We start from the raw sequence: 21,984 nt of genomic DNA on the forward strand, positions 1-21,984 counted from the left end.
GCGCACACCACTGGTGCTTCGTCGGTACAACTGCGAATGGAGTAAAAAAATGAAAAGAGGTGAAAGGATCGACACGGAGCAGCGCGGATCTATTATCAATATCGTACTGCTGGTGCTGGTAATCCTGACACTGATAGGATTCGTGCTTATCCGTTCCGCCAGGATCGACACCCGGATCGCAGCCAACGAAAAACAGGAAACAACGGCCTTCCATGCTGCCGACGCCGGTCTGTCCCGGGCCCTGAACATGCTTGAGGGTAATGGAGACGGCAGTTGGCTGGGAAGCCCCCAGTCCTTTGGTGATGCGACCTACCTGGTGACGATGACCGACTATACCAGCAGCAGTTCCTCCAGCATCTCCTCGGTCAGCAGCTCAAGCGCGGTATACAGTTATGATATTGATGGTGACGGGTATATCCTGATCAGGACGACCGGGACGATCAACAAGGCAACTGTGGCGGTTGAAGCGATTTACCAGGAAGGCACGGGGATGATCTCCTGGAGGGAGGTGGAGTAAGAAGCTCTTTATTCTATAGCCCGGCCGGAGGTTCCGGGAGGGGCATTTCCAGCCACCAAGCCGGCAATGCCCCTCCATTTGTTTTACGAACATCCTCCTCAAGCTCTTTCAAATCCATCAGCCCCTCTTTTATTTTGGCAATCCTCTTTTTCAGCTGGAGCCTGTTGCTTTTTGTTATTTCTTCGGTAAAAAGCCGGTAATCTCTTTTCAGTTCTTCTATGAGGCCGGCCTTTCTCTCCTGCTGATATTCAGCAGGACTTTTTTCCTGTTCGTTGTCATCCTGTTCCGCGGCAACCTGCTCTTTTTCATTTTCCCCTTTTTCTTCTTGAACAACCTCATCCAGGGGGGGCGGTTCCGGTTTCGACTTGGTAAAAGCAACTTCCTGGACAGAGAGCACCCTGTCCACCGGGATGCCGATGGTGCCGCCCAGGGCTTCCAGATAAAGGACAGATCCTTCCATTTTTACGTCCCTGGCCTTGAGTCTGCCGCCGTTTTTAAAGGTTACCAGGTAGTCGGCAATACCCGGGCCGGGCATGAGAAGCAGAAAGGCAATGAGTAGGAGGATAATTTTTTTCATGGAATTGTTCATCGTCTCGGGGTCAGGGGGTGAACCTTGTCAGGTTTATCTCCCTGTAGCCATGAAGATGCTAGCCAAAAAAAACAACAAAGTCAATGGACACGGGCTGGAATATCACCTCAAGCCGTCACGGATCCGGGAGAGAGAAGGCCGGCGGTTATTGAGATGCGCTTCTGAATTATGTAGACTGTCCAGCCAGACCTGGAGGTTCACTGGTCCATGGCCGGCGTTCCCGAACATGGAGTGAACTCTTACGCCCATGAAATTTCATGATTACATAACCTGCATCGGACCAAGGGCCTTGAACTACATGGCGGCCCGGCACGGGCTGACAAGGGCGGCCAACCCCCTGACCCTGACCTTTTCGGTGACCGCTGCCTGCCGGAGTCGCTGCCGGACGTGCAATATCGGCAAACGCTATCTCGCTGATCCCAAAATTATCCGCCAGAATCTGGCCCTGGATGAAATCGAGACAGTTTTTAAATCGCTTGGCCATATATATTTTTTTAATATATCCGGCGGCGAGCCCTTTATGCGACCGGACCTGGCCGAGATCATCCGCCTGGCCTGCCTGTACCTGAAACCGCGCCTTATCCATATCCCGACCAACGCCCTTGCCCCAAATACCATTGAAAAGATCACCCGCCGGATTCTGGTTGTGCTGGATGAATACGCACCCCTGTCAGTACCCATTTCCATCAAGCCCTCCATAGACGGCATTGGCGCGGCACACGACTCGATACGAGGCGTTAAGGGGAATTTTGCCGCCCTGGAGCAGACCATTGATCTTCTTCTTGCCCTTGCCCTGGAAAATCCCCGCCTGCACGTTGACCTGGGAACGGTGATTTCCAACTATAATATTCACCATCTTGATGAAATAGAAGACTGGGTGCATGGCCGGGGCATTGAATCATACCGGCACGAGATCGCTGAACAGCGGGCCGAGTTTGATAACCTGGGCGATCCCATTACCCCGACGGTTGCGAGGTATGAGAAACTGGTCAAGGGGTTTAAGGAGAAAATTTTCCAGAACATCCGCGGCAAGGCCTTTCTTACCAGGACCACCGAGGCGGTGCGGCTGGTGTACTATGATGTCGCGGTCCGGATTCTCAAGGAGCGGCGCCAGGTCACCCCGTGCCTGGCCGGGATTGCCAATATTCACCTGAATTATAACGGCGAGGTCTGGCCCTGCTGCGTTCTCGGCAATGAACAGGCCCTGGGCAATGTCAGGGAGTCGGGCCTTGACATGCGGGAGGTCCTTGGATCCAAGCAGGCGAAACAGGCCAGGCAGTATATTGCAGACGGAAACTGCGCCTGTCCGCTGGCCAACCAGTGGCTGAACAATATCCTTCTGACCCCGCGTCATATGGTAAAGGTTCTCTATACCCTTGGCCTGCTTTTTCCTTTCAGGGCCGGAACAGGGCCGGTCGGCGGCCGGTCCGGGCGAGTCACGGGTGGTGCCGGGGAAAAGAAAGACCGCCCAGCCGGCGGCAGGCACAGGGCCATGGTGCTCAAAAAATTCGGCACCATACCGGGTGGTGATGAGGAGGTTGAGCTGCCGGCTGAACCGCCTGAGCCGGTAAAGATCGATAACCCGCTTTAGGCAAGATCTTGTCTTGATGGTGTAACCGGCCGGTGACCACTCATAATTGATGAACTGGTAACAACCCGAAAGGCTTCAAATGCCACCCAATAAAATCAACAAGTTACAACATGACACACGTCCGTCGAGCGGTAAGGTTTCGGTAAACCCCGTACGTTTGAGGTTGGACCGGGAAAGGGGTTTTCTTATACCGAACGGTGTAGCGGACCCTGAGCCGCAGCCGTGACGGCAAAAACGGAATTTGAAACAACTTCGGCAGGATATGCTTATGGGTTCCGAATCGCCGTTGCGGCGAAGCGAGTTCCTGCTTGATAGCCTGTTTATGAACAGCCGGCCCTTCTCAAACATGCTGTTACTAATAACAATTAACCAATAACTAGTAACTTACCCCCTCAACCCGATAACCGAGGCGAATCGTCCGGTGACCCGGTCCCGGCGGAAGGAGAAATAATCCCGGTTGCAGACCGTGCAGATTTCGGACACAGAGATGCTCCTGGCCGGAATGCCGGCGGCCCGGAGCTGGCTGCGGCTGATCGCCCGGAAATCAAAATAGGCCGGCCGGACCTGATAACGGTGCAGAGCCCCGGGCAGCTCCGTGGAAAAATTTTTAAACTCGGCGCAGCAGGGCCCCAGGGAGGGGCTCACCGCAGCGACAAGATCGGCCGGCCGGGTACCGTAATGCTCCTGCATGGCGCTGACGCAGACGCCGATGATCTTGGCCACCGTACCCCGCCAGCCGGCATGGACAATGCCCACTGCCCGGTGGACCGGATCGTGGAACATCACTGCCTGGCAGTCGGCCTGCTGGACCATCAGGCCGATCCCGGGCCGGTCGGTGATCAGGCCGTCGCACTGGTCGATATCAAGATCAACGTCCGGGATGGCGGTGATCGCCCGGACCCGGCTGCCATGCACCTGGTGCATGCCGGCCAACCGTTTGATCCGGATCTCTTTTTTTATCCGCTCCCGGTTGACCCGGACGTTCTCCAGGGTATCGCCGACCTGAAGACCCACGTTCAGGGAGTCCCACGGCCGGGGGCTTGTTCCGCCATGCCGGGAAAATACCCCATGGAATATCTCCGGCCGGGACAGGGGCGGGAAGAAAAGGGGTTGCAGGGAGTAGCAGCAACGGCGGGAACGGCGGCAGGAGTGGGAACCGGAGGATGTTGACATCGGCTTACTTATGGGAAGGGTTCCGGCAGAGCACGGTGTCGTGGCGCCAGTTGCGATCATCACGGTCCGGATAGTCGATGATCGCGTGCAGGCCCCGGGATTCCTTGCGGGCCAAGGCGCATTGCACGATCAGTTCCGCCACCAGGGCCAGGTTGCGCAGCTCCACCAGATCCGGGGTAAGAAAGTAGTCGCGGAAATGCTGGGCCACCTCCTCCAGGATCGGGGCCAACCGTTTCTGCACCAGCTTGAGCCGTTTCTCCCGGCGGACGATTCCCACATAATTCCACATCAGCCGCCGGATCTGGTCCCAGTTATGGGTTACCAGCACCCCTTCCTTGATCGGCTCGGCCCGGCCGGCGCTCCAGGAAAGGACCTCGGGAAAGTCGCGGGCCATGATCATATCCCGGTCCTGTTGGCACTGGACAAAGGCCTGGTGGGCAAAGACCACGGCCTCCAGCAGGGAGTTGCTGGCCAGCCGGTTGCCGCCGTGCAGGCCGGTGCAGGCGGTCTCGCCCAGGGCAAAGAGGTTTTCGATTGAGGTCCGGCCCATGCGGTCGGTGACCACCCCGCCGCACATGTAGTGGGCCGCCGGCACCACTGGCACCGGTTCCCGGGTCATGTCGATGCCATAGGAGAGACAGGTGCTGTAGATATTCGGGAACCTTTTTTTGATGAATTGGGCCGGCTTGTAGCTGATATCAAGATAAACGCAGTCGTCACCGCTGGTTTTCATCTCAGTGTCAATGGCCTGGGCCACCATGTCCCGGGTGGCCAGGTCGCCCCGGGGATCGTATTTCTTCATGAACGGCCGGCCCTGTTCGTCGATCAGCCGGCCGCCTTCGCCGCGCACCGCCTCGGAGATCAGAAAGTTCTTGGCCTTGGGATGATACAGGCAGGTGGGGTGGAACTGGATAAACTCCAGGTTGGCCACCCTGGCCCCGGCCCGATAGGCCATGGCCACCCCGTCGCCGGTGGCGATATCCGGGTTGGTGGTATAGAGATACACCTTGCCGCAGCCACCGGTGCAGAGCACGGTGGTCCGGGCGAGATAGCGGTGCACCGAGTTGTCCTCGCGGTGGAGGACATAGGCGCCCAGGCAGCGATCAATAAAAGGAGATCCGGGACTGTTCAATCCTGCCCTGGAGGCAATGAGCAGATCCACGGCCAGGTGGTTCTCAAGCACGGTGATCGCCGGGTCGGCCGCTATCCGGTCCAGCAGGGCCCGTTCGATTTCCCGGCCGGTGAGGTCATGGGCATGGGCGATGCGCCGGGCCGAATGGCCGCCCTCTTTGCCCAGATCAAGATGACCGGGCTGCTGTTCGTTCGGGCTGAAAGAGACCCCGAGGGTGACCAGCTCGCGGATTCGCTCCGGACCGTTTTCCACCACCAGCCGCACCACCTCTTCCTTGCACAGTCCGGCCCCGGAACGGATGGTGTCCCGGATGTGCAGGTCAAAGGAGTCATCCTCCGAGAGCACGGCGGCGATCCCGCCCTGGGCCAGATTGGTGGCGCTGTCCACCTTGGCCTTCTTGGTGATAATGGTCACCGTGCCCAGGGTGGCGGCCTTCAGGGCAAAGGACAGTCCGGAGATGCCGCTGCCGATTATCAGAAAATCCGTAGTAAATGCCATGGCTGCTCAGGTCGCGAACGGTTGAAACAAGGTTGATCAGTGTTCCCTTCTGTACCACAAGCAGCCGGGGATGAAAAGATGAAAGGGGAGGGAAGAGCAGCGAGTAACGAGCAACGAGTGCTGAATTCAACATTCAGCATTCAAAATTCACGGTTATTCCTTTAGCCTTTCACCTTGCACCTTCCGGCTTTTTTCAGTAAAAATACCTACTTTATCCGGAATACAGAAAAATGAAGGCGCAACAACGCGCCACTGTAAAATCTTTCCTCCTGAACCCTGAGCAGGATCTGCCCTTCACCTTGAACGACATGGGGACCACGGTTCAAGGGGAGACCGGTGAACTGAAAGAAATGAATCCTGTCCGGTTAGCTGATATTACCGGAAAATCCCGCTGGGTTTTTCCGGTGTTCCTTGTCTTGGCCTTCCTGATTGCCGCCTCGCCGGTGCGGGCAAAGACGATTTTTAAAAACGGGAGCATGGTGAGCGTGGCCCGGAAGAGGGTGAACATGCGCTCCGGTCCGGGCAGGCAATACCTGGTCCGCTGGCAGTTGGACCGGGGCGTGCCCCTGCTGGTACGGGGGACCAGGGGCAACTGGGTCAAGGTCCGTGACTTTGAAAGGGACGAGGGGTGGATCCATGGGAAATTATTGGATCGGCGGCCACATCTGATTGTCAAGAAAACCAGGAACAAAACGCAGCGCATTGATATCCGCAAAGGTCCCGGATCAGGTTATGAACTCGTGGGCCAGGCCGATTCGGGCACGGTTTTTCAGACCCTGGCCCGAAAAAAAGGCTGGGCCAAGGTGCGCCATAGGTCGGGCCTCACCGGCTGGGTGCGGCGAGAAAAGGTCTGGGGCTGGTAGGGTGAAACAACCCGTGCATCTCTGTTCATCCTTGTAAGAAAAATAACAGCAAAACAACAGGAAACAATTTATGAACAATAACAACACGGTCTGGCACCGGGCAACGGTGACCCGGGCCCGGCGCGAGCAGGCAAACGGCCATAAAAGCGTCAATCTCTGGTTCACCGGCCTGTCCGGCTCCGGCAAATCCACCCTGGCCCATGCCGTTGAAGAAGAACTCCATCAACGCGGCTGCCGCACCTATGTGTTTGACGGCGACAATGTCCGGCACGGCCTCTGTTGTGACCTGGGATTCGGCGTTGAGGAGCGCCGGGAGAACATCCGCCGCATCGGTGAGATGGTCAACCTCTTTCTTGATGCCGGGGTCATCTCCCTTACCGCCTTTATCTCGCCCCTGGAAAAAGACCGGCAAAAGGTAAAAAATCTGCTCGGCCCGGGAAATTTCATCGAGATCTTCTGTAACTGTTCCCTGGAGATCTGCGAGGCCCGGGACGTCAAGGGGCTGTACAAGAAGGCCCGGGCCGGTGAGATCAAAAATTATACCGGCATTTCCTCGCCCTATGAGGCGCCCACCGATCCGGACCTCCGGCTCGACACCGGCCGCCTGCCCCTTGGTGAGTGCGTGGCCGCGGTAATGGGCCTGCTGGAGGAAAAGGGGATTATCAAGGGTCAAACAGAATTCTAAATCGCCATGTTCTGTTCTGCCGGATAGTGGACACACGCCACTGCCCATGCGACGCCGGGAAAAGAAGTTTCCTTGATAATCCAGAACCCGTGGAGTTGTCAGGTTGGAAATTTGGTAAAAAACCTAACGAGATAAAAATACTTTTCGATTTCCTGGGCGCCACCTTGGCGGAATTGTATCCCGGCTCAGCTGGCGAAGTGAGGGCAATACCGTCAGATCAGTATGAACTATTCGAAAATTTAGCTGATTTGTTACCGAAACTGCCGGGGCCGCGGAAACTCGAATTGACCAAGCAGGTTTTGCAAGGCCTTGAAGAATCTGACATAAGCGTAGAAGAGTTCGTCGATGCATTCAGCAACTCTACGCCGGAGGCAGTGAAAAATATAGGGGTGGCGGCAAAGTTCGTTCAATATAAGTCCGCGTTCAACGAATTGAAAAGATTAATTCAAATCGCCGACCCAAGTGAGACAAGATATCAAAATCATCTCCAGAGACATCCGTGGATATTCGGTAGCGAATACAGTGAACTTCTGGATCGCAGGAAATGGACCAGGGACGACAATCTGGATTTCATGCTCCGCAGAACGGTTGACAACTACCTGGAAATCGTTGAAATAAAAACTCCGGCCACCATGCCTTTGTTTAACCATGATAAGAGCCATGATAGTTTCTATGCCTCGGCAAAACTCAGCCAGGTAATGGGGCAGGTCAATCGGTACATTGAAGAAGTCGAGCGGCATAGAGACACGATAATTGCCAAGGATCGAATCGATCCTCTCAAGATAAGGGCAAGAATTATCATCGGCGTTGACGGCGATGAAGATCAACAAGCTGCGCTGAGGACCTTGAACTCCCATTTGCATCGGGTGGAGATCTTGACCTTCGATCAACTGCTGCGTGTGGCAAAACGAACCCTGGATATTTTTCAATCACGGATTTCCGAGGGTGAATCACACCCTGAATATGAAGAATGGGATGATGATGTGCCCTTCTGAAGTTTTTCAAGCAACAGAGTCAATCGGAGATTCAGCCCTTTTGTTTTCAAGATACGAAACAGATTGAATCAGCCTGTGGAGCGTAATTAATGAGCGATCTTCGTTATGATGAGATTGGCTACTGGTCCGAGGTCAAGCTGGACATCTTGCGGGAATACGCAAACGCCTATTCCCACATTCTTTCATCACAAAGAAATCCGTCTCTATACCACATCTATATAGATGCCTTTGCCGGCGCCGGAAAGCATATTTCAAAAAGCACCGGCGAATTTATCCCTGGCAGCCCAGCCAATGCCCTTTTGATTGATCCGCCCTTCCGGGAATACCATTTTATAGATTTGTCGGTCTCGCAACAACCCGCTCGACGGACGTGATTCGTCTTGTAACTTGTTGATTTTATTGGGTGGCATTTGAAGCCTTTCGGGTTGTTACGAGTTCATCAGATTTGAATATGCAAAAAATTGATGCGCTTGAGCAATTATCCGGAGCATGTGACGAGGTTTCTGTTTATCCGGTTGACTGCAATAATATCCTGTTGCAAAAGGTTGTTCACCGGGAGCGATACGAAGGTAAACATTCAGTAAACCCCCTCCTGTCGGGAAAGGGGTCTTCTTCTACCGACGGCCGCTCCATTGAGAAGGGCCGGCTGTTCATAAACAGGCTATCAAGCAGGAACTCGCTTCGCCGCGGCGGCGATTCGGAAGCCATAAGCATATCCTGCCGAAGTCGTTTCAATTTCCGCTTTTGCCGTCACGGCTGCGGCTCAGGGTCCGCTACACCGTTCGCTATAAGAAAACCCCTTTCCCGGTCCAACCTCAAACGTACGGGGTTTACCGAAACCTTACATACGAAGAGTATAAAGGGGCTCTATGCATTCTTGATCCCCATGGACTTCATCTTGATCGGGAAATCATGTATACTGCCGGAACAATGTGATCTATCGAGATTTTTTTAACCTTTTCGGTTGCCGATATGAATCGCAATGTCCTGTGGCATTCGCCGGAGGGTGTTGATTTGAACGACAACACCGCTGAATAAGGAGTGAAAAAAGATCATGATTGAGACCAAGCAGAACGTTTTTCAGATGCTCGATCAGAACAGATCGCATCTGAAAGGACTAGGTGTTAAAAAAATAGGGTTGTTCGGTTCCTTTGTGCGAGGGGAACAGCGCCCGGACAGCGACATTGATTTGCTGGTCGAATTTGAACCAGGTCGAAAGACATTCGATACCTTCATGGAGCTGTCTTTCTTTCTGGAAGATGTTTTGCAGCGTAAGATTGAACTTGTCACCGTTGAATCACTCAGTCCGTATCTTGGCCCCCACATCCTCAAGGAGGTTGAGTATGCCACCCTTGCCGCTTGAATATTTTCGCCACATCCTTGATGAGATCGAATATCTGCTGGCCGAAAGTCAGAGTTTAAGCAATGAGCAGTTCCTGAAGAATGGCACACTCAGACGTGCCTTTGTGAGGAGCATTGAAATTATCGGAGAAGCTTCCAAGAAAGTGCCCGCTGAATTGAAGAATAAATATCCGACAGTGCAGTGGAAGGCCATGGCGGGCATGAGAGATCGACTTATCCATGATTACTTCGGGGTCGACTATGACATCGTCTTGGGATGTTGTGGAAAATAAAATACCATCACTTCGCGAAGCAGTACTGGAGATCCTGGAAAAAGAATGTAATGAAACTGACGGAAAATGAAAAAAGGGATGCCATTAAGCTGAGTAAGGCGGGCAAGCCGTTGCCGGACAAGTATCGGTTCCTGTTGTTTGATGATGACCGGGAAGTGGAGTTGATCTGGAACGGCAAGACCGTTGAGGTCTGCATTTTAAAATCATTAAAAATGATGGACTCGTAACAACCCAAAATGCTTCAAATGCCACCCAATAAAATCAACAAGTTACAACATGACACACGTCCGTCTCGCGGGTTGTTGCGAGACCGACAAAAATGATCACACAAAATTGATCAGGAGGTCAATGTGCTCAAAAGGATAAAAATAAAAGGCTATAAGTCCCTCGTTGACCTGGAAGTTCGCCTTTGTCCCCTTTCTGTCCTCTTTGGCCCGAATGCGGCGGGAAAAAGCAATTTCCTGGATGTATTACAGCTTTTGTCCGGAATTGTGACCAGCCGCACATTAAAGGAAGCCTTTGAGCCTCCTTATCGGGGAAAGCCCTTGGAGTCATTCTCTTTTGGACGGGACGGCATCAAGGGACTCCTAAAGAAAGAAAGCGCCTCATTCTCAATCGAAGTGGACATTGAACTCTCTCAAAGTGTGGTCGATACCGTTAATCGTCAAATACGCGAGATGAAAAGAACTAAAGCTTCTGAAAAAAATGAAGGGAGCAATAAAAATCAATCATTCGTGCGTGAAAAATCTCTCCGTTATCGTATTGAAGTGGAAATATTGCCAAAGTCAGGCTTCCTGCGTGTTGTGGATGAATATCTTGCAGCATTGAACAAACAGGGGGAAATCAGCCGGAAAAGAAGCCCGTTTTTAGAAAAAGTCAACAGACGTTTGCATCTCCGCATGGAAGGCCAGGCCCATCCGACTTATTATGACTGCTACTTGGACCACAGCATTCTATCCATGCCCCATTATCCCCCGCACTATCCTCATCTGGTTGCCGCCCGGCAGGAGCTGGCAAGCTGGTTCTTTTTTTATTTTGAACCGCGGGAACGTATGCGGGCTTCCAATGTGGTCAAGGAAGTACGGCACATAGGTCTGATGGGGGAGGAACTGGCTTCATTTCTGAATACGCTCAAGGTGCTTGATCCCCCTCAGTTCAGGGCGGTTGAGAAGGCCCTGCATCTGGTTATTCCAAACGTCACCGGCATTGAAGTTGATGCAAATGAGTTCGGGGAAGTCGATTTAAAGCTCATCGAAGGGGAAACACCTATTCCGGCCCGGGTTCTATCCGAAGGCACATTGCGCGTTCTGGGTTTGCTCGCCGCCATGGGAGGAGCAAAGGAACCGTCGGCTTTGCTGGGTTTTGAGGAGCCTGAAAACGGCATCCACCCAAGAAGAATCAGGATGATTGCCGATATATTAAAAAACCGTACGCTTTCAGGTGATACCCAGCTTATTGTCACCACGCATTCACCGATTTTGCCGGACATGATTGATAATGACAGCCTGTTTGTGTGCCGCAAGGAAGAAGATAGAACAATAATCGAGTCTTTTATTACCACCTGGGGTCCGTTAGGTAGAAAAACGGACATTGACAAAGTGCTCGACAGGGAGGAGCAACCCTTGGTGTCCGAACGTATCTTAAGAGGTGATTTTGATGCGTAGGATAATTTTGTTTGTCGAGGATTATGGGCACGAGGCCTTTATTACATCGGTCATTCAAAGGTTCGCAAAAGAACAAGACAAGGCGGTTAAAATCATTCCTCTTAGCGCTCGCGGAGGACACGGCAAGGCAGTTGCCGAGCTGAAGTCATATTTAAGGGAACTCCGCAATGACAGGGTTGGCTTTCCTGATCTGCTGGTAGTGGCGACAGATGCTAATTGCAGAGGATATCAGGACCGTAAAAAAGAGATAGATGACGTAACCGCTGATTTGCAGAATATTTTAATTTCTGCCATCCCTGACCCCCATATTGAACGGTGGCTGCTTCTGGATTCCGCCGCTTTCAAATCAGTAATGGGTAAAGGGTGCGATGCGCCGGATCATAAGTGTGAACGGGGGCGCTATAAAAAAATATTAATGGATGCCATGTTGCAGGCCGGGGTCCACCCCTCTTTGGGGGGGATAGAGTTTGCGGAAGATATTGTTAATGCCATGGATTTTGAACGTATGGAGCAGGCCGATCCATCCTTGGGGCAATTCCTCAAAAGTATACGTAATAAGTTCAAGGAATGGGCATGAAACTGACGAAAAATGAAAAAGGGACGCGATCAAACTGATTGAGGCGGGGAAGCTGCAAAAGAAGGCAACAAGGATGAATGAGATTAAGCATGGTGTCCCCGGAATTCATGTCCCCGGAATTACCGGATTGTTGAACCGGCAGGAGGAGGGGACATGCCCGCACATTCCACGCGAGGCCGGGACAAGAGAATGGCCTGTCAACTACTTGAGTTGATGGCCTAACTCACCTTGCATATGCAAAAAAATGTTCATATGAGAACCATGAGAGAATCAAGGGACCGTTCAGTTCGGAATAATGTCACTAATGATCGAGTAATTCCTCTGGGAACTGGCTTGGCGGCTATTCCCGAACGCCTCCTTCTTGCGCATGCTCGTGGCGAAGTTCTCTTTATCGCTGGTGCCGGAATCTCGCAATCCGCAGATTTGCCCGACTTCCGTGATCTCGTGCTCAGAGTCTACAAGCAGCTTGACGCGGCCGTGCATGCTATCATCTCCGACATCCCGCGCTCAGGCTGCAATCATCTGGGCACGGACCTCGGATTGACCAATCAACAAGCCGCAGAAGTCAGGAGGTTTGTCCGTGAAGATTATGACGTCGTCTTGGGAATGCTCGAACGGCGAATAGATGGGCAGTCACATGGCAAAAGCCGCGTCAGGCAGTCAGTAGCTAATGAACTGCGTTTTCATGACGTTCAGCCAGCCCCAATTCACCGCGCATTGATGCGCCTTGCCGACCGTGGTGGAGCGGTAACGATTGTAACGACAAACTTTGACCTACTTCTTGGGGAAAGAGCCCTACATAAAAGGAGAAGCTGCTCCATCATGGCCCCGAGTCATGCGCGGGCAGTCGCGAGGCTGCATGTGAAGCGTTCAAACTGACGTGTAAAAACGGCACGCCGGTAAACTCTGCGTTGACGGCAATAATGGATATCATGATAGATTTTGACGAACTCTGCGGTAATTTTGAGAATTGGCCGAATAGCTGGAAGGGCCTTGAAGAAGATGTTCCATACGGTGCCGGAATTCTTGTGGTGTTTCGGCCATTTATTGAACACCTCATTGCCGCAGGCTTAACAAAACGAACATTGAGAAACCATGTGAACAACCTTTGGCTCCTGGGCGGCGAAACAATACGCAAAGTAAGTCTTTATGAAGAATATGACGTCCCGGCCTTGAAGAAAATATCCGAGTGCGTTGATGAAGAAGGAGGACCTTATTGCAAGCATCTCTACACAGAGTCAGAAATCAGGTCTTTCGATGCTACTTGTAAAAAATTGCACAAGTTCCTGAAAAACAGAAATCCGGAGCCAACAAAGGGCTGATAGTGGATCTGGGGTCAGGCAAACGGGTAATTCTGTAGCTGGCACTGAAGCATGGCACGAAAACCATGCACCGCTTGTCAGGGCGCAGTTTATCATGAAATTATCAGGGGTAACGGTGGGCAGAATATTTTTATCCGGCTGACTCCCTCGCCAAGCCAGGCTGGAGGCTCCCGACACCTTGACACACTGCCTCCTTACATGTACATTCAGGTGCGCACATAAGGAGATATTATAATGAAAACGATAACATTTACAGATTTTCGCAAGAAAGCTTCAGGTTTCATTACAGAAGTGGAACATGGAGAGACACTCGTGCTTTTACGTCGTGGAAAACCAGTGGCCGAAGTAGTTCCATTTTCCGATGGGGCCCGCCGGACACCTTCATGGAAGAAACCGGGAATCCAGTTGCAAATCCATGGAAGTGACCTGTCTTCTGCTATTCTGGAAGAACGTGAGGACGGTCAATGAGGCTGGCAGTTGATTCTTCCTCGTTTGCCAAAAGATACATCCAGGAAGTCGGCAGCGATAAGCTTGATGATTTGCTCCAGCATGCTTCCGAATTGGCCCTCTGCGTTATTCTGATTCCCGAGATCGTTTCCGGTCTAAACCGGCGATTGCGGGAACACGCCTTGACGGGCAGAGACTATCGCAAGGCCAAGAGGCAATTGCTGGACGATATCCGGGATGCGATTGTCCTGCAGCTCACTCCCGCGGTTATTTCACGCGCAGTCAAACTCTTGGAGAGCAATGTGTTACATGCCATGGACGCCTTGCATCTTGCCTGTGCCCTGGAGTGGAAGGCAGACCTATTTATCACCTCAGACCAAAGACAGTTGGATGCGGCCATAAATTCAGGACTTCGGAGCGAGTTCCTTGGCCAACCAACCGGATAGCCGGGGGTCTTTCTCCCCCGGTCCCCACACCCCCTAGTACAAAATACCCCCCATCCCGTGAAACTCCCTGTTGCAGCGGCAGGGTTACAACAAAACAGCTTCCCGGACCGTCTGACCGTCCTTCCGCCTGACCGTGGTCTCGCCGTGGTGGGCCTGGACGATCGCCTTGACAATGGCCGGTCCATTGCAGCCGGCGCTACATACCCGCCCGGGACCGGCGGATAGCGGGATTTATGATTTTTTTTACAAAAGGACTTTACAAGGGGGAATTTAAGCATTAAGTTAAATTGCAAATTACTTGAGCGGGGTACTGATGCGGAAAGAACAGATCGAGACCATGGCCGGTCTCCTGAAATCCATTGCCCACCCGATCCGGTTGCAGATCCTCTGTCTGCTCCAGGACCGGGAGTTGACCGTTGCTGATCTTCTCGCCAAGATCAAGACCAGCAACGGTAATATCTCCCAGCACCTGTCGGTGCTGCGCAACCAGGGGATCATCGGCAGTCGCAAGGATGCAAATTTCATCTACAGCCGGATTATCGACCAGCGGGTGGTGGAGTTGATTAATGCCATGGAGCGGTTGTTCTGCACCGTTAGGTGAGCCGCACTGACCAGGCCGCGGCTTTTTTAAAAAAGAAAATCAAAGAGGAAGGATATGGCGCGATACCTCGTATTGACGGTTATTTTTCTATTGCTGGGTCTGCAGGCACTACCTGCCGCGGCCGTCAGCCTCAAGGAGGCGGTGGCCCTGGCCATGGCCAATAATCATCGGATTATTGCCGGCCGGGACCTGCTGGCCGCCACCAATGAAGAGATTGCCATTGCCAGGAGTCATCTCTTGCCCAGCGTACGATTCGAGGAGCGGTTCATGCGCACCTCCAATCCCACCTACGGATTCATGGCCAAGCTCAACCAGGAGCGGTTCACGGCCCGGGATTTCGCCATCCCGGCCCTGAATGATCCCCGGCCGATCAATGATTTCCAGGGCTCCATTACCCTGGAGCAGCCGCTCTATGCCCCGGCCGCCCAACTGGGGCTGGCAATGAGTAAAGAGGCCCATGCCGGCCAACGCCGGGAACTCAAGCGGACCATGCAGACCGTGGCCATGGATACGGCCCGGGCCTATCTGATGGCGCTCACGGCCCGGGAATATGTAACAGTGGCGGAAAAAGGCCGGCAGGACGCGGCCGAGCATCTCCGGATAGCCGAACTTCGTTTTAAGAACGGCCTGGGTCTTTATTCAGATACCCTCCGGGCCGCCACCGCGCTGACCAGGGCTGAGCAGCAAATGGTCAGCGTTCGCAAGAATCTGGCGGTGGCCCGCCGTTCCCTGGGACTGCTCACCGGCAGCGAAGACTCCCTGGAGGTGACCTCGGCCGGGGTATTGGATCTGCCGCTCCGCGAGTTGAGCTTCTACCAGGAGGCAGCCCGCAGCCGGGATGATATCAAGGCCATGGAGCACCAGCGAACCAATGCTGAAAACGGGATCAAGCTGGCCAGGACCGGTTTTTTGCCCACAGTGGGAGTGGGTTCTTCCTATCAGATAAACGACCATACCTCCCCGTTTCAGGGCGAGGGCAACAGCTGGCAGTTGATGGCCCGGCTCAAGTGGAACCTGTTCAGCGGCAATAGAACAACCCATGAACAACAAAAGGCCCACCATCAGCTGGCCGCCACCCGGGAGTATCTGGCCGGTCTGAAAAAGGCGGCCTCCTTCCAGGTATACGAGGCCTACCTGGCAGTGGAGGAAAGCCGCAAGATACGCGAGATGGCCCGGGCAGCGTTGGCCTCGGCCGAGGAGGGCAGCCGGCTGGTCGCCATCCGGTACGAGAACTCGCTCTCGCCGATGGTGGATCTCCTTGACGCCCAGGTCAGCCTGGACCAGGCCCGGGCCAATGCGGTTGCCCGGACCCTGGAGTATGAACTGGCCCGTATCCGGCTGGGATATGAGAGTGGAACGATTTTAGCGGATCTGCAAATAGAAGAGAATCTGGAGGCGAACAAATGAAGAGAATAGCGGTGCTGGCAACAGCGCTCATGGTTCTGGCCCTGTCCGGCTGCGGCAACGGCAAGGAAGAGGCCCGGGTGTCGGCGGAACGGCCGGAGATCACCGGGGTCCGGCTGGAGCCGGCGGCCCTGACCGAGGTGGAGGTGATAACCGAGTCCTCGGGAACCGTCAAGGCAAGGAACACCAGCATGGTGTCCGGCCGGATGATGGGCGCGGTGGTTGCGGTCCATGTCAAGGCCGGCGACCGGGTTGCGTCCGGCCAGCTCCTGGCGGAGATCGACAACCGGGAGATGACCCAGAAGGTGGCCCAGGCCCGGGCCGGGCACCGGCAGGCGGTCAAGGGACTGGCCGCGGCCAAGGAGAATATGCACCTGGCCGAGATCACCTATGACCGCTACCATGCCCTGTTTGTTGAGAAGGCCCTGGCCCAACAGGAACTGGACCAGATGGCCACTGCCAAGCGGGTGGCGGTTCTGGAATACGAGCGGGTCCTGGAGATGGTGGCCCGGGCCGCGGCCGGGGTCAGGGAGGCTGAGGTCGGTCTTGGTTTCACCCGGGTCATCGCGCCCGTGGCCGGGCTGGTCACGGCCAGGATGATCGATCCCGGCAGCATGGCCCTGCCCGGAGTACCCCTCTTTACAATCGAGGACACCTCCTTGTTCCGGATCGAAACCGATGTGGCCGAGATCCAGGCCGGCAAGATTGTTCCGGGCATGGCCGTGCGGATAAGCATCCCGGAGCAGGATCAAGAGTTGTCCGGCACGGTCAGCGAGGTGGTATCGGCCATCGACCCGCGTTCCCGTACCTTTCCGGTCAAGATTAAAGTGGATGGAACGGATTTAAAGAGCGGCCGGTTCGTCCGGGTCCGGATTCCGGTGGCTACCAGAAAGACCCTGCTCCTGCCGGCCGCGGCCGTGGTTGAAAAGGGACAACTCACCGGGGTCTATGTGGTGAACGACAACCAGGTGGTCACCTATCGGCTGATCCGTATTGGCCGCCGATATGGCGACCAACTGGAGATTCTCGCCGGGGTGAAGCCCGGCGAGCGGATAATCGTGGACGGGCTGCCCGGGGTAACCGACGGCGGTATTCTGCGCGAGGATAACAGCCATGAGTAAGATCGGTATCTCCGGGGGAATTGCCCGGGCCTTTATCAAATCCAAGTTGACCCCGCTGGTGGTCATTGCCTCGCTGATCCTGGGCGTGTTCGCCATTGTCGTCACCCCGCGCGAGGAAGAGCCCCAGATCGTGGTGCCGATGATCGATGTGATGGTCAGCTATCCCGGGGCCTCGGCCAGGGAGGTGGAGGAACGGGTGACCCGGCCGATGGAGAAGTTCCTCTGGGAGATCAAGGGGGTGGAGTATATCTATTCCATTGTCCGGCCCGGGATGAATCTGACCATTGTCCGTTTCTATGTCAACGAGGACATGGAGGACAGCCTGGTCAAGCTCTACAACAAGCTGATGGCCAATGCGGATAAGATCCCGGCCGGGGTGTCCCAGCCCCTGGTCCAGCCCAAATCCATCGACGATGTGCCCATCCTCGGTCTGACCCTGTGGGACAGGGAGCAACGCACCACCGGCTTTGAATTGAGGCGGGTGGCGGTGGAACTGGCCAATGAGTTGAAAAAGGATCCCCAGGTCTCGGAGATCTCGGTGATCGGCGGCCAGAAACGCCGGGTCATGGTCTCCCTTGATCCGGCCCGGCTCAAGGCCCATAATATCTCCGCATTACAGATCATCGGCCAGTTGCAACAGGCCAATGTTGTCCTGCCCTCCGGCGCCTTTTCCGCGGGCAACCGCGAGTTTCTGGTGTCAACCGGCGAGTTCCTGGCCGATCTTGAGGCGATCGGCCGGGTGGTGGTCGGCGTCTTCAACGGCCGGCCGGTTTATCTGCGCGACGTGGCCGAGCTGAGTGACGGCCCCGAAGAGCCGGCCAGTTACGTATTCATGGGCCAGGGTCCTGCCGGGGAACACGTTGCCAGCGGTGAATATGAGGCGGTCACCGTGGCCCTGTCCAAGAAAAAGGGGGCCAATGCCAGCCAGGTGGCCAAGACGGCCCTGGCCAAGGTTGAGGCCCTGCAGGGTTCCATTCTCCCTGCCGGGATCGAGATCAGCGAGACCCGCAACTACGGGAAAACGGCCCAGGAGAAGTCAGACGAGCTGTTGCAGCATATGGTCATCGCCACCATTTCGGTGATCATCCTGATCGCCCTGACCCTGGGCTGGCGCGAGGCCCTGGTGGTGGGGGTGGCGGTCCCGGTTACCCTGGCGCTGACCTTGTTGATCAACTATCTTTACGGCTATACCCTCAACCGGGTGACCCTGTTTGCGCTCATCTTTTCCATCGGTATCCTGGTGGATGACGCCATTGTGGTGGTGGAGAACATCCACCGCCATTTCAAGCTGCAGAAACCCTCGCCCCTGACCGCGATCCTGGCGGTGGAGGAGGTGGGCAATCCCACCATCCTGGCCACCTTTGCGGTGATTGCCGCCTTGCTGCCCATGGCCTTTGTCTCCGGGCTGATGGGGCCCTATATGCGGCCGATTCCGGTGGGGGCCTCGGCAGCCATGCTCTTTTCCCTGCTGGTGGCCTTTATCGTCAGCCCCTGGCTGAGCTACAAGGTATTGAAGAACGTCCGTCATGACGGGCAGCTGGACGAGGAGTCGGGCCGGGTCTATACCTGGTATTACCGGATCATGGCCCCGCTCATGGAAAAACCCTTGCGCCGGCTGCTGGTGCTGGCCACGGTGGGGCTGCTGCTGGTCCTGTCCATGAGCCTGGTGCCCCTGAAAAAGGTCACCGTCAAGATGCTGCCCTTTGACAACAAGAGCGAGCTGCAGGTGATCATCGATATGCCCGAGGGCGTGACCCTGGAAGAGACCGCGGCCCTGACCCGGGAACTGGGCGAGTATCTCAAGTCAGTGCCCGAGGTGACCAACTACCAGTCCTATATCGGCACGGCCGCGCCCTATAACTTCAACGGTCTGGTCCGCCATTATTTCCTGCGCTCCGGCAGCAACGTGGCTGATATCCAGGTGAACTTCGTGGACAAGGGCGAGCGGAACGTGCAGAGCCACGGGCTGGCCAAGCGGCTCCGGCCGGGGCTTAAAAGTATTGCCGACCAATACCAGGCCCGGATCAAGCTGGCCGAGATCCCGCCCGGCCCGCCGGTGCTGAGCACCCTGGTGGCTGAGATCTACGGCCCGGACCAGGCCCGGCGGCAGGAGATCGCCGGACAAATCAAAAACATCTTTGAGACCACCGACGGGGTGGTGGACGTGGACTGGTATGTGGAGGACGACCAGCCCAAGTTCACCTTTGCGGTGGACAGACAAAAGGCGGCCCTGCACGGGATCTCTACCAAGACCGTGGCTGCCACCATGCGGATGGCCTTGAGCGGCATGAGCGTAGGCCTGGTTCATTATGAGCGGGAAAAGGAGCCGGTGGAACTGTTGTTGCGGCTGCCCCGGGCTCAGCGCTCCGATATTGACAGCCTGCGGGCGATAAGCGTGCCGGCGGCGGACGGCACACTGATCCCGCTCTCCTCCCTGGTCACTGTCCGGCAGGGGATCGAGGACAAGACCATCTACCATAAGAATTTGAAAGAGGTCACCTATGTGGTGGGCGATGTGGCTGGTGCCAAGGAGAGCCCGGTCTATGCCATCCTGGAGATGAAGGAGCGGGTAAAGGAGCTTGAATTGCCCGAGGGCTACGAACTGGCCCAGTATTCGGCAAGGCAGCCCTGGCTGGAGGATAAATATTCGCTGAAATGGGACGGCGAGTGGCACATCACCTATGAGGTGTTCCGCGACCTGGGCATTGCCTTTGGCGCGGTGCTGATCCTGATCTACATCCTGGTGGTGGCCTGGTTCAGGAGTTTTATCACCCCGCTGGTGATCATGGCGCCGATCCCGCTGACCCTGGTGGGGATCCTGCCCGGTCACTGGATGTTCGGCGCCTTTTTTACCGCCACCTCGATGATCGGTTTTATCGCCCTGGCCGGGATCATTGTCCGTAACTCGATCCTGCTGGTGGATTTCGTCCAGATGGAATGGCGCGATTGCGGCGACCTGAAAAAGGCCCTGATCAAGGCCGGTGCGGTGCGGATGCGGCCGATTATCCTGACCGCGGCCGCGGTGGTGGTGGGCTCCTTTGTAATGCTTTTCGATCCGATATTCCAGGGGCTGGCCATTGCGATGATGTTCGGCGCGGTGGCCGCCACCGGCCTGACCCTGATCGCGGTGCCGCTTCTCTACTACCAGTTCTTTAAAAACAGACCCTGCCCCCTGGCGGGCCGGGATTCTAACGGTGATAATGATGATGAACAGTCATAATAAAGGAGAAAACCCATGATTGTAAACGATTGGATCCATGTGCTGGCCGGCGTCTTTATCCTGCTCAGCGTGGCCCTGGGCACCTGGCTGAGCCCCTACTGGTTTTTCATGACCGGCTTTGTCGGGCTCAACCTCTTTCAGTACGGCTTTTCCGGATTCTGTCCGGTGGCTGTTGTCCTGAAAAAGGCCGGAGTGCCGGAGGCGCGCTAGCTGCCGCCCCGGACGGAAGGGACAAAAAAACTTGTTTTTAATATTTGCTGCGGGTAAGTAAATTGCCGACATGGCAAAACGATTAAAACTGGAGTTATTGATAGTCGGCAGCGGGCTGATTCTCTGCACCGCGCTGATCCGGCTGACCGGTGCCGATCTCGGCCTGGCCCGGCTGGTGGTGGGGCCGGACAACCGCTGGCCCGGGGTTGGCAGTGTTTTCTGGAAGGCGATCTACAATTACGCCAACCTGCCGGCAATCTTTCTGGCCGGGGGTGCGGCCCTCTGTCTGTTGGCCGGTTCTTTTGTTCCCCGGCTGCTGAAGTACCGGCGCTTCGCCCTGTTCCTTGTTCTGTTGCTGGCCCTGGGGCCGGGCCTGATCGTCAATGTCGTCTTAAAGGACAACTGGGGCCGGGCCCGGCCCGGTGAAATTGTCGAATTCGGCGGTCAACACCAGTATACCCATATCCTGCGGCCCGGTGATTCCGGGCCGAACAGCTCCTTCCCCTCGGGCCATGCGGCGGTCGCTTTTTTCCTGATCGCCCCTTATTTCTATTATCGGACGCGTTCGCGCCGGGTGGCTGTTTCCTTCCTGCTGCTCGGCCTGGGCTGGGGACTGCTGACCGGGGCGGCCCGTATTCTCCAGGGCGGCCATTTCTTAAGCGATGTCCTGTGGGCCGGCGGCATTGTTTATCTCACCGGGGCCCTGCTTGCCGCCCTGCTCGCCCTTGACCGCGAACCATGACTCCGTGCCTTAGCAGATGCCGGAATCCCGGTAATCTGGTAAAATAAAAAAAACGCTGACAACGAATCCGCCTGCCGTGGCACTGCCGCGGGCGGATTTTTTTCAATTATGCCACAGCCGGGAGTTCAGGATGGTACTTGAATTGGTAACCGTTCACCAGGGGCTACAGATTTACTGGTCCCAGTTAAGGTTAAAGCCCCGCCTTCAGGCGGGAAGATTTATCCTTTCCAATGGAATCCGGTTGGAAGGGAAGAGTTTTTTTACTTCGTGCTCGTGAACGTGCTCGTGAACGTAAACGTGATCCGAGACAAGAAAAAAATAAATATGTTGCGAGCAAGCAGGATGGATTATCAAGGAGAGTCGCTCGATAAATGGACTTGTCGTTTGCCAAGGGCACTTATGTTCGTGTACGAGTACGTTCACGTTCACGAGCACGAGCACGTCAAAAACGGGTCTTGGACCCGTATCCCGACTTTCAGTCGTTAAGTTAACCCACCGTCTTCAGACGGTGGTTGTTAAGTTGAATTGGTAACTCCGGCAACATACACGCTTA

25 protein-coding genes are annotated in these 21,984 nt (G+C 55.1%); 21 read left to right on the forward strand and 4 right to left on the reverse strand.

The annotated features are described in order from the left end of the window. Nucleotides 1-49 precede the first annotated feature (49 nt). A complete protein-coding gene (locus L3J03_02250) occupies nucleotides 50-517 on the forward strand; it encodes a PilX N-terminal domain-containing pilus assembly protein (protein ID MCF6289813.1) in 468 nt (155 codons plus the stop codon). Nucleotides 518-530: 13 nt separating this feature from the next. Here L3J03_02250 and L3J03_02255 read toward each other — a convergent pair whose 3' ends face one another. After that, nucleotides 531-1,094 (reverse strand): hypothetical protein, encoded by a 564-nt coding sequence (locus L3J03_02255; GenBank protein MCF6289814.1) that lies wholly within the window; start codon nucleotides 1,092-1,094, stop codon nucleotides 531-533. A gap of 259 nt (nucleotides 1,095-1,353) precedes the next feature. On the opposite strand from L3J03_02255, the gene L3J03_02260 reads away from it, so the two are divergent. Further along, nucleotides 1,354-2,697, forward strand: coding sequence for a radical SAM protein (locus tag L3J03_02260; GenBank protein MCF6289815.1), 1,344 nt, complete (start codon nucleotides 1,354-1,356; stop codon nucleotides 2,695-2,697). Nucleotides 2,698-3,081: 384 nt separating this feature from the next. Here L3J03_02260 and pgeF read toward each other — a convergent pair whose 3' ends face one another. Next, nucleotides 3,082-3,870, reverse strand: a complete 789-nt coding sequence (pgeF, locus tag L3J03_02265) for a peptidoglycan editing factor PgeF (protein ID MCF6289816.1) — start codon at nucleotides 3,868-3,870, stop codon at nucleotides 3,082-3,084. Nucleotides 3,871-3,874: 4 nt separating this feature from the next. After that, nucleotides 3,875-5,500, reverse strand: coding sequence for an L-aspartate oxidase (nadB, locus tag L3J03_02270; GenBank protein ID MCF6289817.1), 1,626 nt, complete (start codon nucleotides 5,498-5,500; stop codon nucleotides 3,875-3,877). A 230-nt stretch (nucleotides 5,501-5,730) separates the two neighbouring features. On the opposite strand from nadB, the gene L3J03_02275 reads away from it, so the two are divergent. The 4 genes from L3J03_02275 (at nucleotide 5,731) to tcmP (ending at nucleotide 8,417) form a co-directional block, all read left to right on the forward strand. Beyond that, a complete protein-coding gene (locus tag L3J03_02275; protein MCF6289818.1) occupies nucleotides 5,731-6,363 on the forward strand; it encodes an SH3 domain-containing protein in 633 nt (210 codons plus the stop codon). Nucleotides 6,364-6,433: 70 nt separating this feature from the next. Then, nucleotides 6,434-7,048: an adenylyl-sulfate kinase gene (gene cysC / locus L3J03_02280; GenBank protein ID MCF6289819.1), complete on the forward strand. Its 615-nt coding sequence runs from the start codon at nucleotides 6,434-6,436 to the stop codon at nucleotides 7,046-7,048. Nucleotides 7,049-7,074: 26 nt separating this feature from the next. Continuing rightward, entirely contained in the window at nucleotides 7,075-8,043 is a 969-nt protein-coding gene (locus tag L3J03_02285) for a DUF4263 domain-containing protein (protein ID MCF6289820.1), read from the forward strand. An 89-nt stretch (nucleotides 8,044-8,132) separates the two neighbouring features. Continuing rightward, nucleotides 8,133-8,417, forward strand: coding sequence for a three-Cys-motif partner protein TcmP (gene tcmP, locus L3J03_02290; GenBank protein ID MCF6289821.1), 285 nt, complete (start codon nucleotides 8,133-8,135; stop codon nucleotides 8,415-8,417). A 175-nt stretch (nucleotides 8,418-8,592) separates the two neighbouring features. On the opposite strand, the gene L3J03_02295 is transcribed toward tcmP, so the two are convergent. Beyond that, nucleotides 8,593-8,751 (reverse strand): hypothetical protein, encoded by a 159-nt coding sequence (locus tag L3J03_02295; GenBank protein MCF6289822.1) that lies wholly within the window; start codon nucleotides 8,749-8,751, stop codon nucleotides 8,593-8,595. Nucleotides 8,752-9,097: 346 nt separating this feature from the next. Between L3J03_02295 and L3J03_02300 the strand changes: the two genes are divergently transcribed. The 15 genes from L3J03_02300 to L3J03_02370 all read left to right on the forward strand — a co-directional run bounded on the left by L3J03_02300 (nucleotide 9,098) and on the right by L3J03_02370 (nucleotide 21,431). Beyond that, the gene (locus L3J03_02300) at nucleotides 9,098-9,406 is read left to right on the forward strand and encodes a nucleotidyltransferase family protein (protein ID MCF6289823.1); all 309 of its coding nucleotides are present in this window, start codon (nucleotides 9,098-9,100) and stop codon (nucleotides 9,404-9,406) included. After that, a complete protein-coding gene (locus L3J03_02305; protein ID MCF6289824.1) occupies nucleotides 9,387-9,677 on the forward strand; it encodes a DUF86 domain-containing protein in 291 nt (96 codons plus the stop codon). Before L3J03_02300 ends, L3J03_02305 begins: the two co-directional genes overlap by 20 nt. A 50-nt stretch (nucleotides 9,678-9,727) precedes the next feature. Continuing rightward, nucleotides 9,728-9,904, forward strand: coding sequence for a hypothetical protein (locus L3J03_02310; protein MCF6289825.1), 177 nt, complete (start codon nucleotides 9,728-9,730; stop codon nucleotides 9,902-9,904). A 123-nt stretch (nucleotides 9,905-10,027) separates the two neighbouring features. Then, on the forward strand, nucleotides 10,028-11,341 hold the full coding sequence (locus L3J03_02315) for an AAA family ATPase (GenBank protein ID MCF6289826.1): 1,314 nt from the start codon (nucleotides 10,028-10,030) through the stop codon (nucleotides 11,339-11,341). Then, nucleotides 11,334-11,918: a DUF4276 family protein gene (locus tag L3J03_02320; GenBank protein ID MCF6289827.1), complete on the forward strand. Its 585-nt coding sequence runs from the start codon at nucleotides 11,334-11,336 to the stop codon at nucleotides 11,916-11,918. The genes L3J03_02315 and L3J03_02320 overlap by 8 nt, the downstream gene beginning before the upstream one ends. A gap of 333 nt (nucleotides 11,919-12,251) precedes the next feature. Next, a complete protein-coding gene (locus L3J03_02325) occupies nucleotides 12,252-12,797 on the forward strand; it encodes a hypothetical protein (protein MCF6289828.1) in 546 nt (181 codons plus the stop codon). A 53-nt stretch (nucleotides 12,798-12,850) separates the two neighbouring features. Beyond that, nucleotides 12,851-13,240, forward strand: coding sequence for a hypothetical protein (locus tag L3J03_02330; GenBank protein MCF6289829.1), 390 nt, complete (start codon nucleotides 12,851-12,853; stop codon nucleotides 13,238-13,240). A gap of 234 nt (nucleotides 13,241-13,474) precedes the next feature. Further along, nucleotides 13,475-13,708, forward strand: coding sequence for a type II toxin-antitoxin system Phd/YefM family antitoxin (locus tag L3J03_02335; GenBank protein ID MCF6289830.1), 234 nt, complete (start codon nucleotides 13,475-13,477; stop codon nucleotides 13,706-13,708). Beyond that, on the forward strand, nucleotides 13,705-14,133 hold the full coding sequence (locus tag L3J03_02340; protein MCF6289831.1) for a type II toxin-antitoxin system VapC family toxin: 429 nt from the start codon (nucleotides 13,705-13,707) through the stop codon (nucleotides 14,131-14,133). The genes L3J03_02335 and L3J03_02340 overlap by 4 nt, the downstream gene beginning before the upstream one ends. 313 nt (nucleotides 14,134-14,446) lie before the next feature. Beyond that, on the forward strand, nucleotides 14,447-14,734 hold the full coding sequence (locus L3J03_02345) for a metalloregulator ArsR/SmtB family transcription factor (protein MCF6289832.1): 288 nt from the start codon (nucleotides 14,447-14,449) through the stop codon (nucleotides 14,732-14,734). Nucleotides 14,735-14,788: 54 nt separating this feature from the next. Next, nucleotides 14,789-16,141, forward strand: coding sequence for a TolC family protein (locus tag L3J03_02350; protein ID MCF6289833.1), 1,353 nt, complete (start codon nucleotides 14,789-14,791; stop codon nucleotides 16,139-16,141). Further along, entirely contained in the window at nucleotides 16,138-17,259 is a 1,122-nt protein-coding gene (locus L3J03_02355) for an efflux RND transporter periplasmic adaptor subunit (protein ID MCF6289834.1), read from the forward strand. The genes L3J03_02350 and L3J03_02355 overlap by 4 nt, the downstream gene beginning before the upstream one ends. Further along, nucleotides 17,252-20,479: an efflux RND transporter permease subunit gene (locus L3J03_02360; GenBank protein ID MCF6289835.1), complete on the forward strand. Its 3,228-nt coding sequence runs from the start codon at nucleotides 17,252-17,254 to the stop codon at nucleotides 20,477-20,479. Before L3J03_02355 ends, L3J03_02360 begins: the two co-directional genes overlap by 8 nt. Nucleotides 20,480-20,494: 15 nt before the next feature. Beyond that, nucleotides 20,495-20,689, forward strand: coding sequence for a DUF2892 domain-containing protein (locus L3J03_02365; GenBank protein MCF6289836.1), 195 nt, complete (start codon nucleotides 20,495-20,497; stop codon nucleotides 20,687-20,689). Between the two features lie 70 nt (nucleotides 20,690-20,759). After that, nucleotides 20,760-21,431 carry a phosphatase PAP2 family protein gene (locus L3J03_02370; protein ID MCF6289837.1) on the forward strand — a complete coding sequence of 224 codons (672 nt, stop codon included), beginning with the start codon at nucleotides 20,760-20,762 and terminating at the stop codon, nucleotides 21,429-21,431. Nucleotides 21,432-21,984: the final 553 nt, after the last annotated feature.

Source organism: Desulfobacterales bacterium (assembly GCA_021647905.1).
In the GTDB taxonomy this organism is placed as follows: domain Bacteria; phylum Desulfobacterota; class Desulfobulbia; order Desulfobulbales; family BM004; genus JAKITW01.

What these genes read in the sequence shown, in the direction of transcription:
- nadB (MCF6289817.1), bottom strand. Translation starts at nt 5,500, where the DNA reads ATGGCATTTACTACGGATTTTCTGATAATCGGCAGCGGCATCTCCGGA.
- L3J03_02370 (MCF6289837.1), top strand. Translation starts at nt 20,760, where the DNA reads ATGGCAAAACGATTAAAACTGGAGTTATTGATAGTCGGCAGCGGGCTG.
- L3J03_02300 (MCF6289823.1), top strand. Translation starts at nt 9,098, where the DNA reads ATGATTGAGACCAAGCAGAACGTTTTTCAGATGCTCGATCAGAACAGA.
- pgeF (MCF6289816.1), bottom strand. Translation starts at nt 3,870, where the DNA reads ATGTCAACATCCTCCGGTTCCCACTCCTGCCGCCGTTCCCGCCGTTGC.
- tcmP (MCF6289821.1), top strand. Translation starts at nt 8,133, where the DNA reads ATGAGCGATCTTCGTTATGATGAGATTGGCTACTGGTCCGAGGTCAAG.
- L3J03_02260 (MCF6289815.1), top strand. Translation starts at nt 1,354, where the DNA reads ATGAAATTTCATGATTACATAACCTGCATCGGACCAAGGGCCTTGAAC.
- L3J03_02320 (MCF6289827.1), top strand. Translation starts at nt 11,334, where the DNA reads ATGCGTAGGATAATTTTGTTTGTCGAGGATTATGGGCACGAGGCCTTT.
- L3J03_02305 (MCF6289824.1), top strand. Translation starts at nt 9,387, where the DNA reads ATGCCACCCTTGCCGCTTGAATATTTTCGCCACATCCTTGATGAGATC.
- L3J03_02335 (MCF6289830.1), top strand. Translation starts at nt 13,475, where the DNA reads ATGAAAACGATAACATTTACAGATTTTCGCAAGAAAGCTTCAGGTTTC.
- L3J03_02250 (MCF6289813.1), top strand. Translation starts at nt 50, where the DNA reads ATGAAAAGAGGTGAAAGGATCGACACGGAGCAGCGCGGATCTATTATC.
- L3J03_02345 (MCF6289832.1), top strand. Translation starts at nt 14,447, where the DNA reads ATGCGGAAAGAACAGATCGAGACCATGGCCGGTCTCCTGAAATCCATT.
- L3J03_02295 (MCF6289822.1), bottom strand. Translation starts at nt 8,751, where the DNA reads ATGGCTTCCGAATCGCCGCCGCGGCGAAGCGAGTTCCTGCTTGATAGC.
- cysC (MCF6289819.1), top strand. Translation starts at nt 6,434, where the DNA reads ATGAACAATAACAACACGGTCTGGCACCGGGCAACGGTGACCCGGGCC.
- L3J03_02350 (MCF6289833.1), top strand. Translation starts at nt 14,789, where the DNA reads ATGGCGCGATACCTCGTATTGACGGTTATTTTTCTATTGCTGGGTCTG.
- L3J03_02310 (MCF6289825.1), top strand. Translation starts at nt 9,728, where the DNA reads ATGAAACTGACGGAAAATGAAAAAAGGGATGCCATTAAGCTGAGTAAG.
- L3J03_02255 (MCF6289814.1), bottom strand. Translation starts at nt 1,094, where the DNA reads ATGAAAAAAATTATCCTCCTACTCATTGCCTTTCTGCTTCTCATGCCC.
- L3J03_02365 (MCF6289836.1), top strand. Translation starts at nt 20,495, where the DNA reads ATGATTGTAAACGATTGGATCCATGTGCTGGCCGGCGTCTTTATCCTG.
- L3J03_02275 (MCF6289818.1), top strand. Translation starts at nt 5,731, where the DNA reads ATGAAGGCGCAACAACGCGCCACTGTAAAATCTTTCCTCCTGAACCCT.
- L3J03_02330 (MCF6289829.1), top strand. Translation starts at nt 12,851, where the DNA reads ATGATAGATTTTGACGAACTCTGCGGTAATTTTGAGAATTGGCCGAAT.
- L3J03_02355 (MCF6289834.1), top strand. Translation starts at nt 16,138, where the DNA reads ATGAAGAGAATAGCGGTGCTGGCAACAGCGCTCATGGTTCTGGCCCTG.
- L3J03_02340 (MCF6289831.1), top strand. Translation starts at nt 13,705, where the DNA reads ATGAGGCTGGCAGTTGATTCTTCCTCGTTTGCCAAAAGATACATCCAG.
- L3J03_02360 (MCF6289835.1), top strand. Translation starts at nt 17,252, where the DNA reads ATGAGTAAGATCGGTATCTCCGGGGGAATTGCCCGGGCCTTTATCAAA.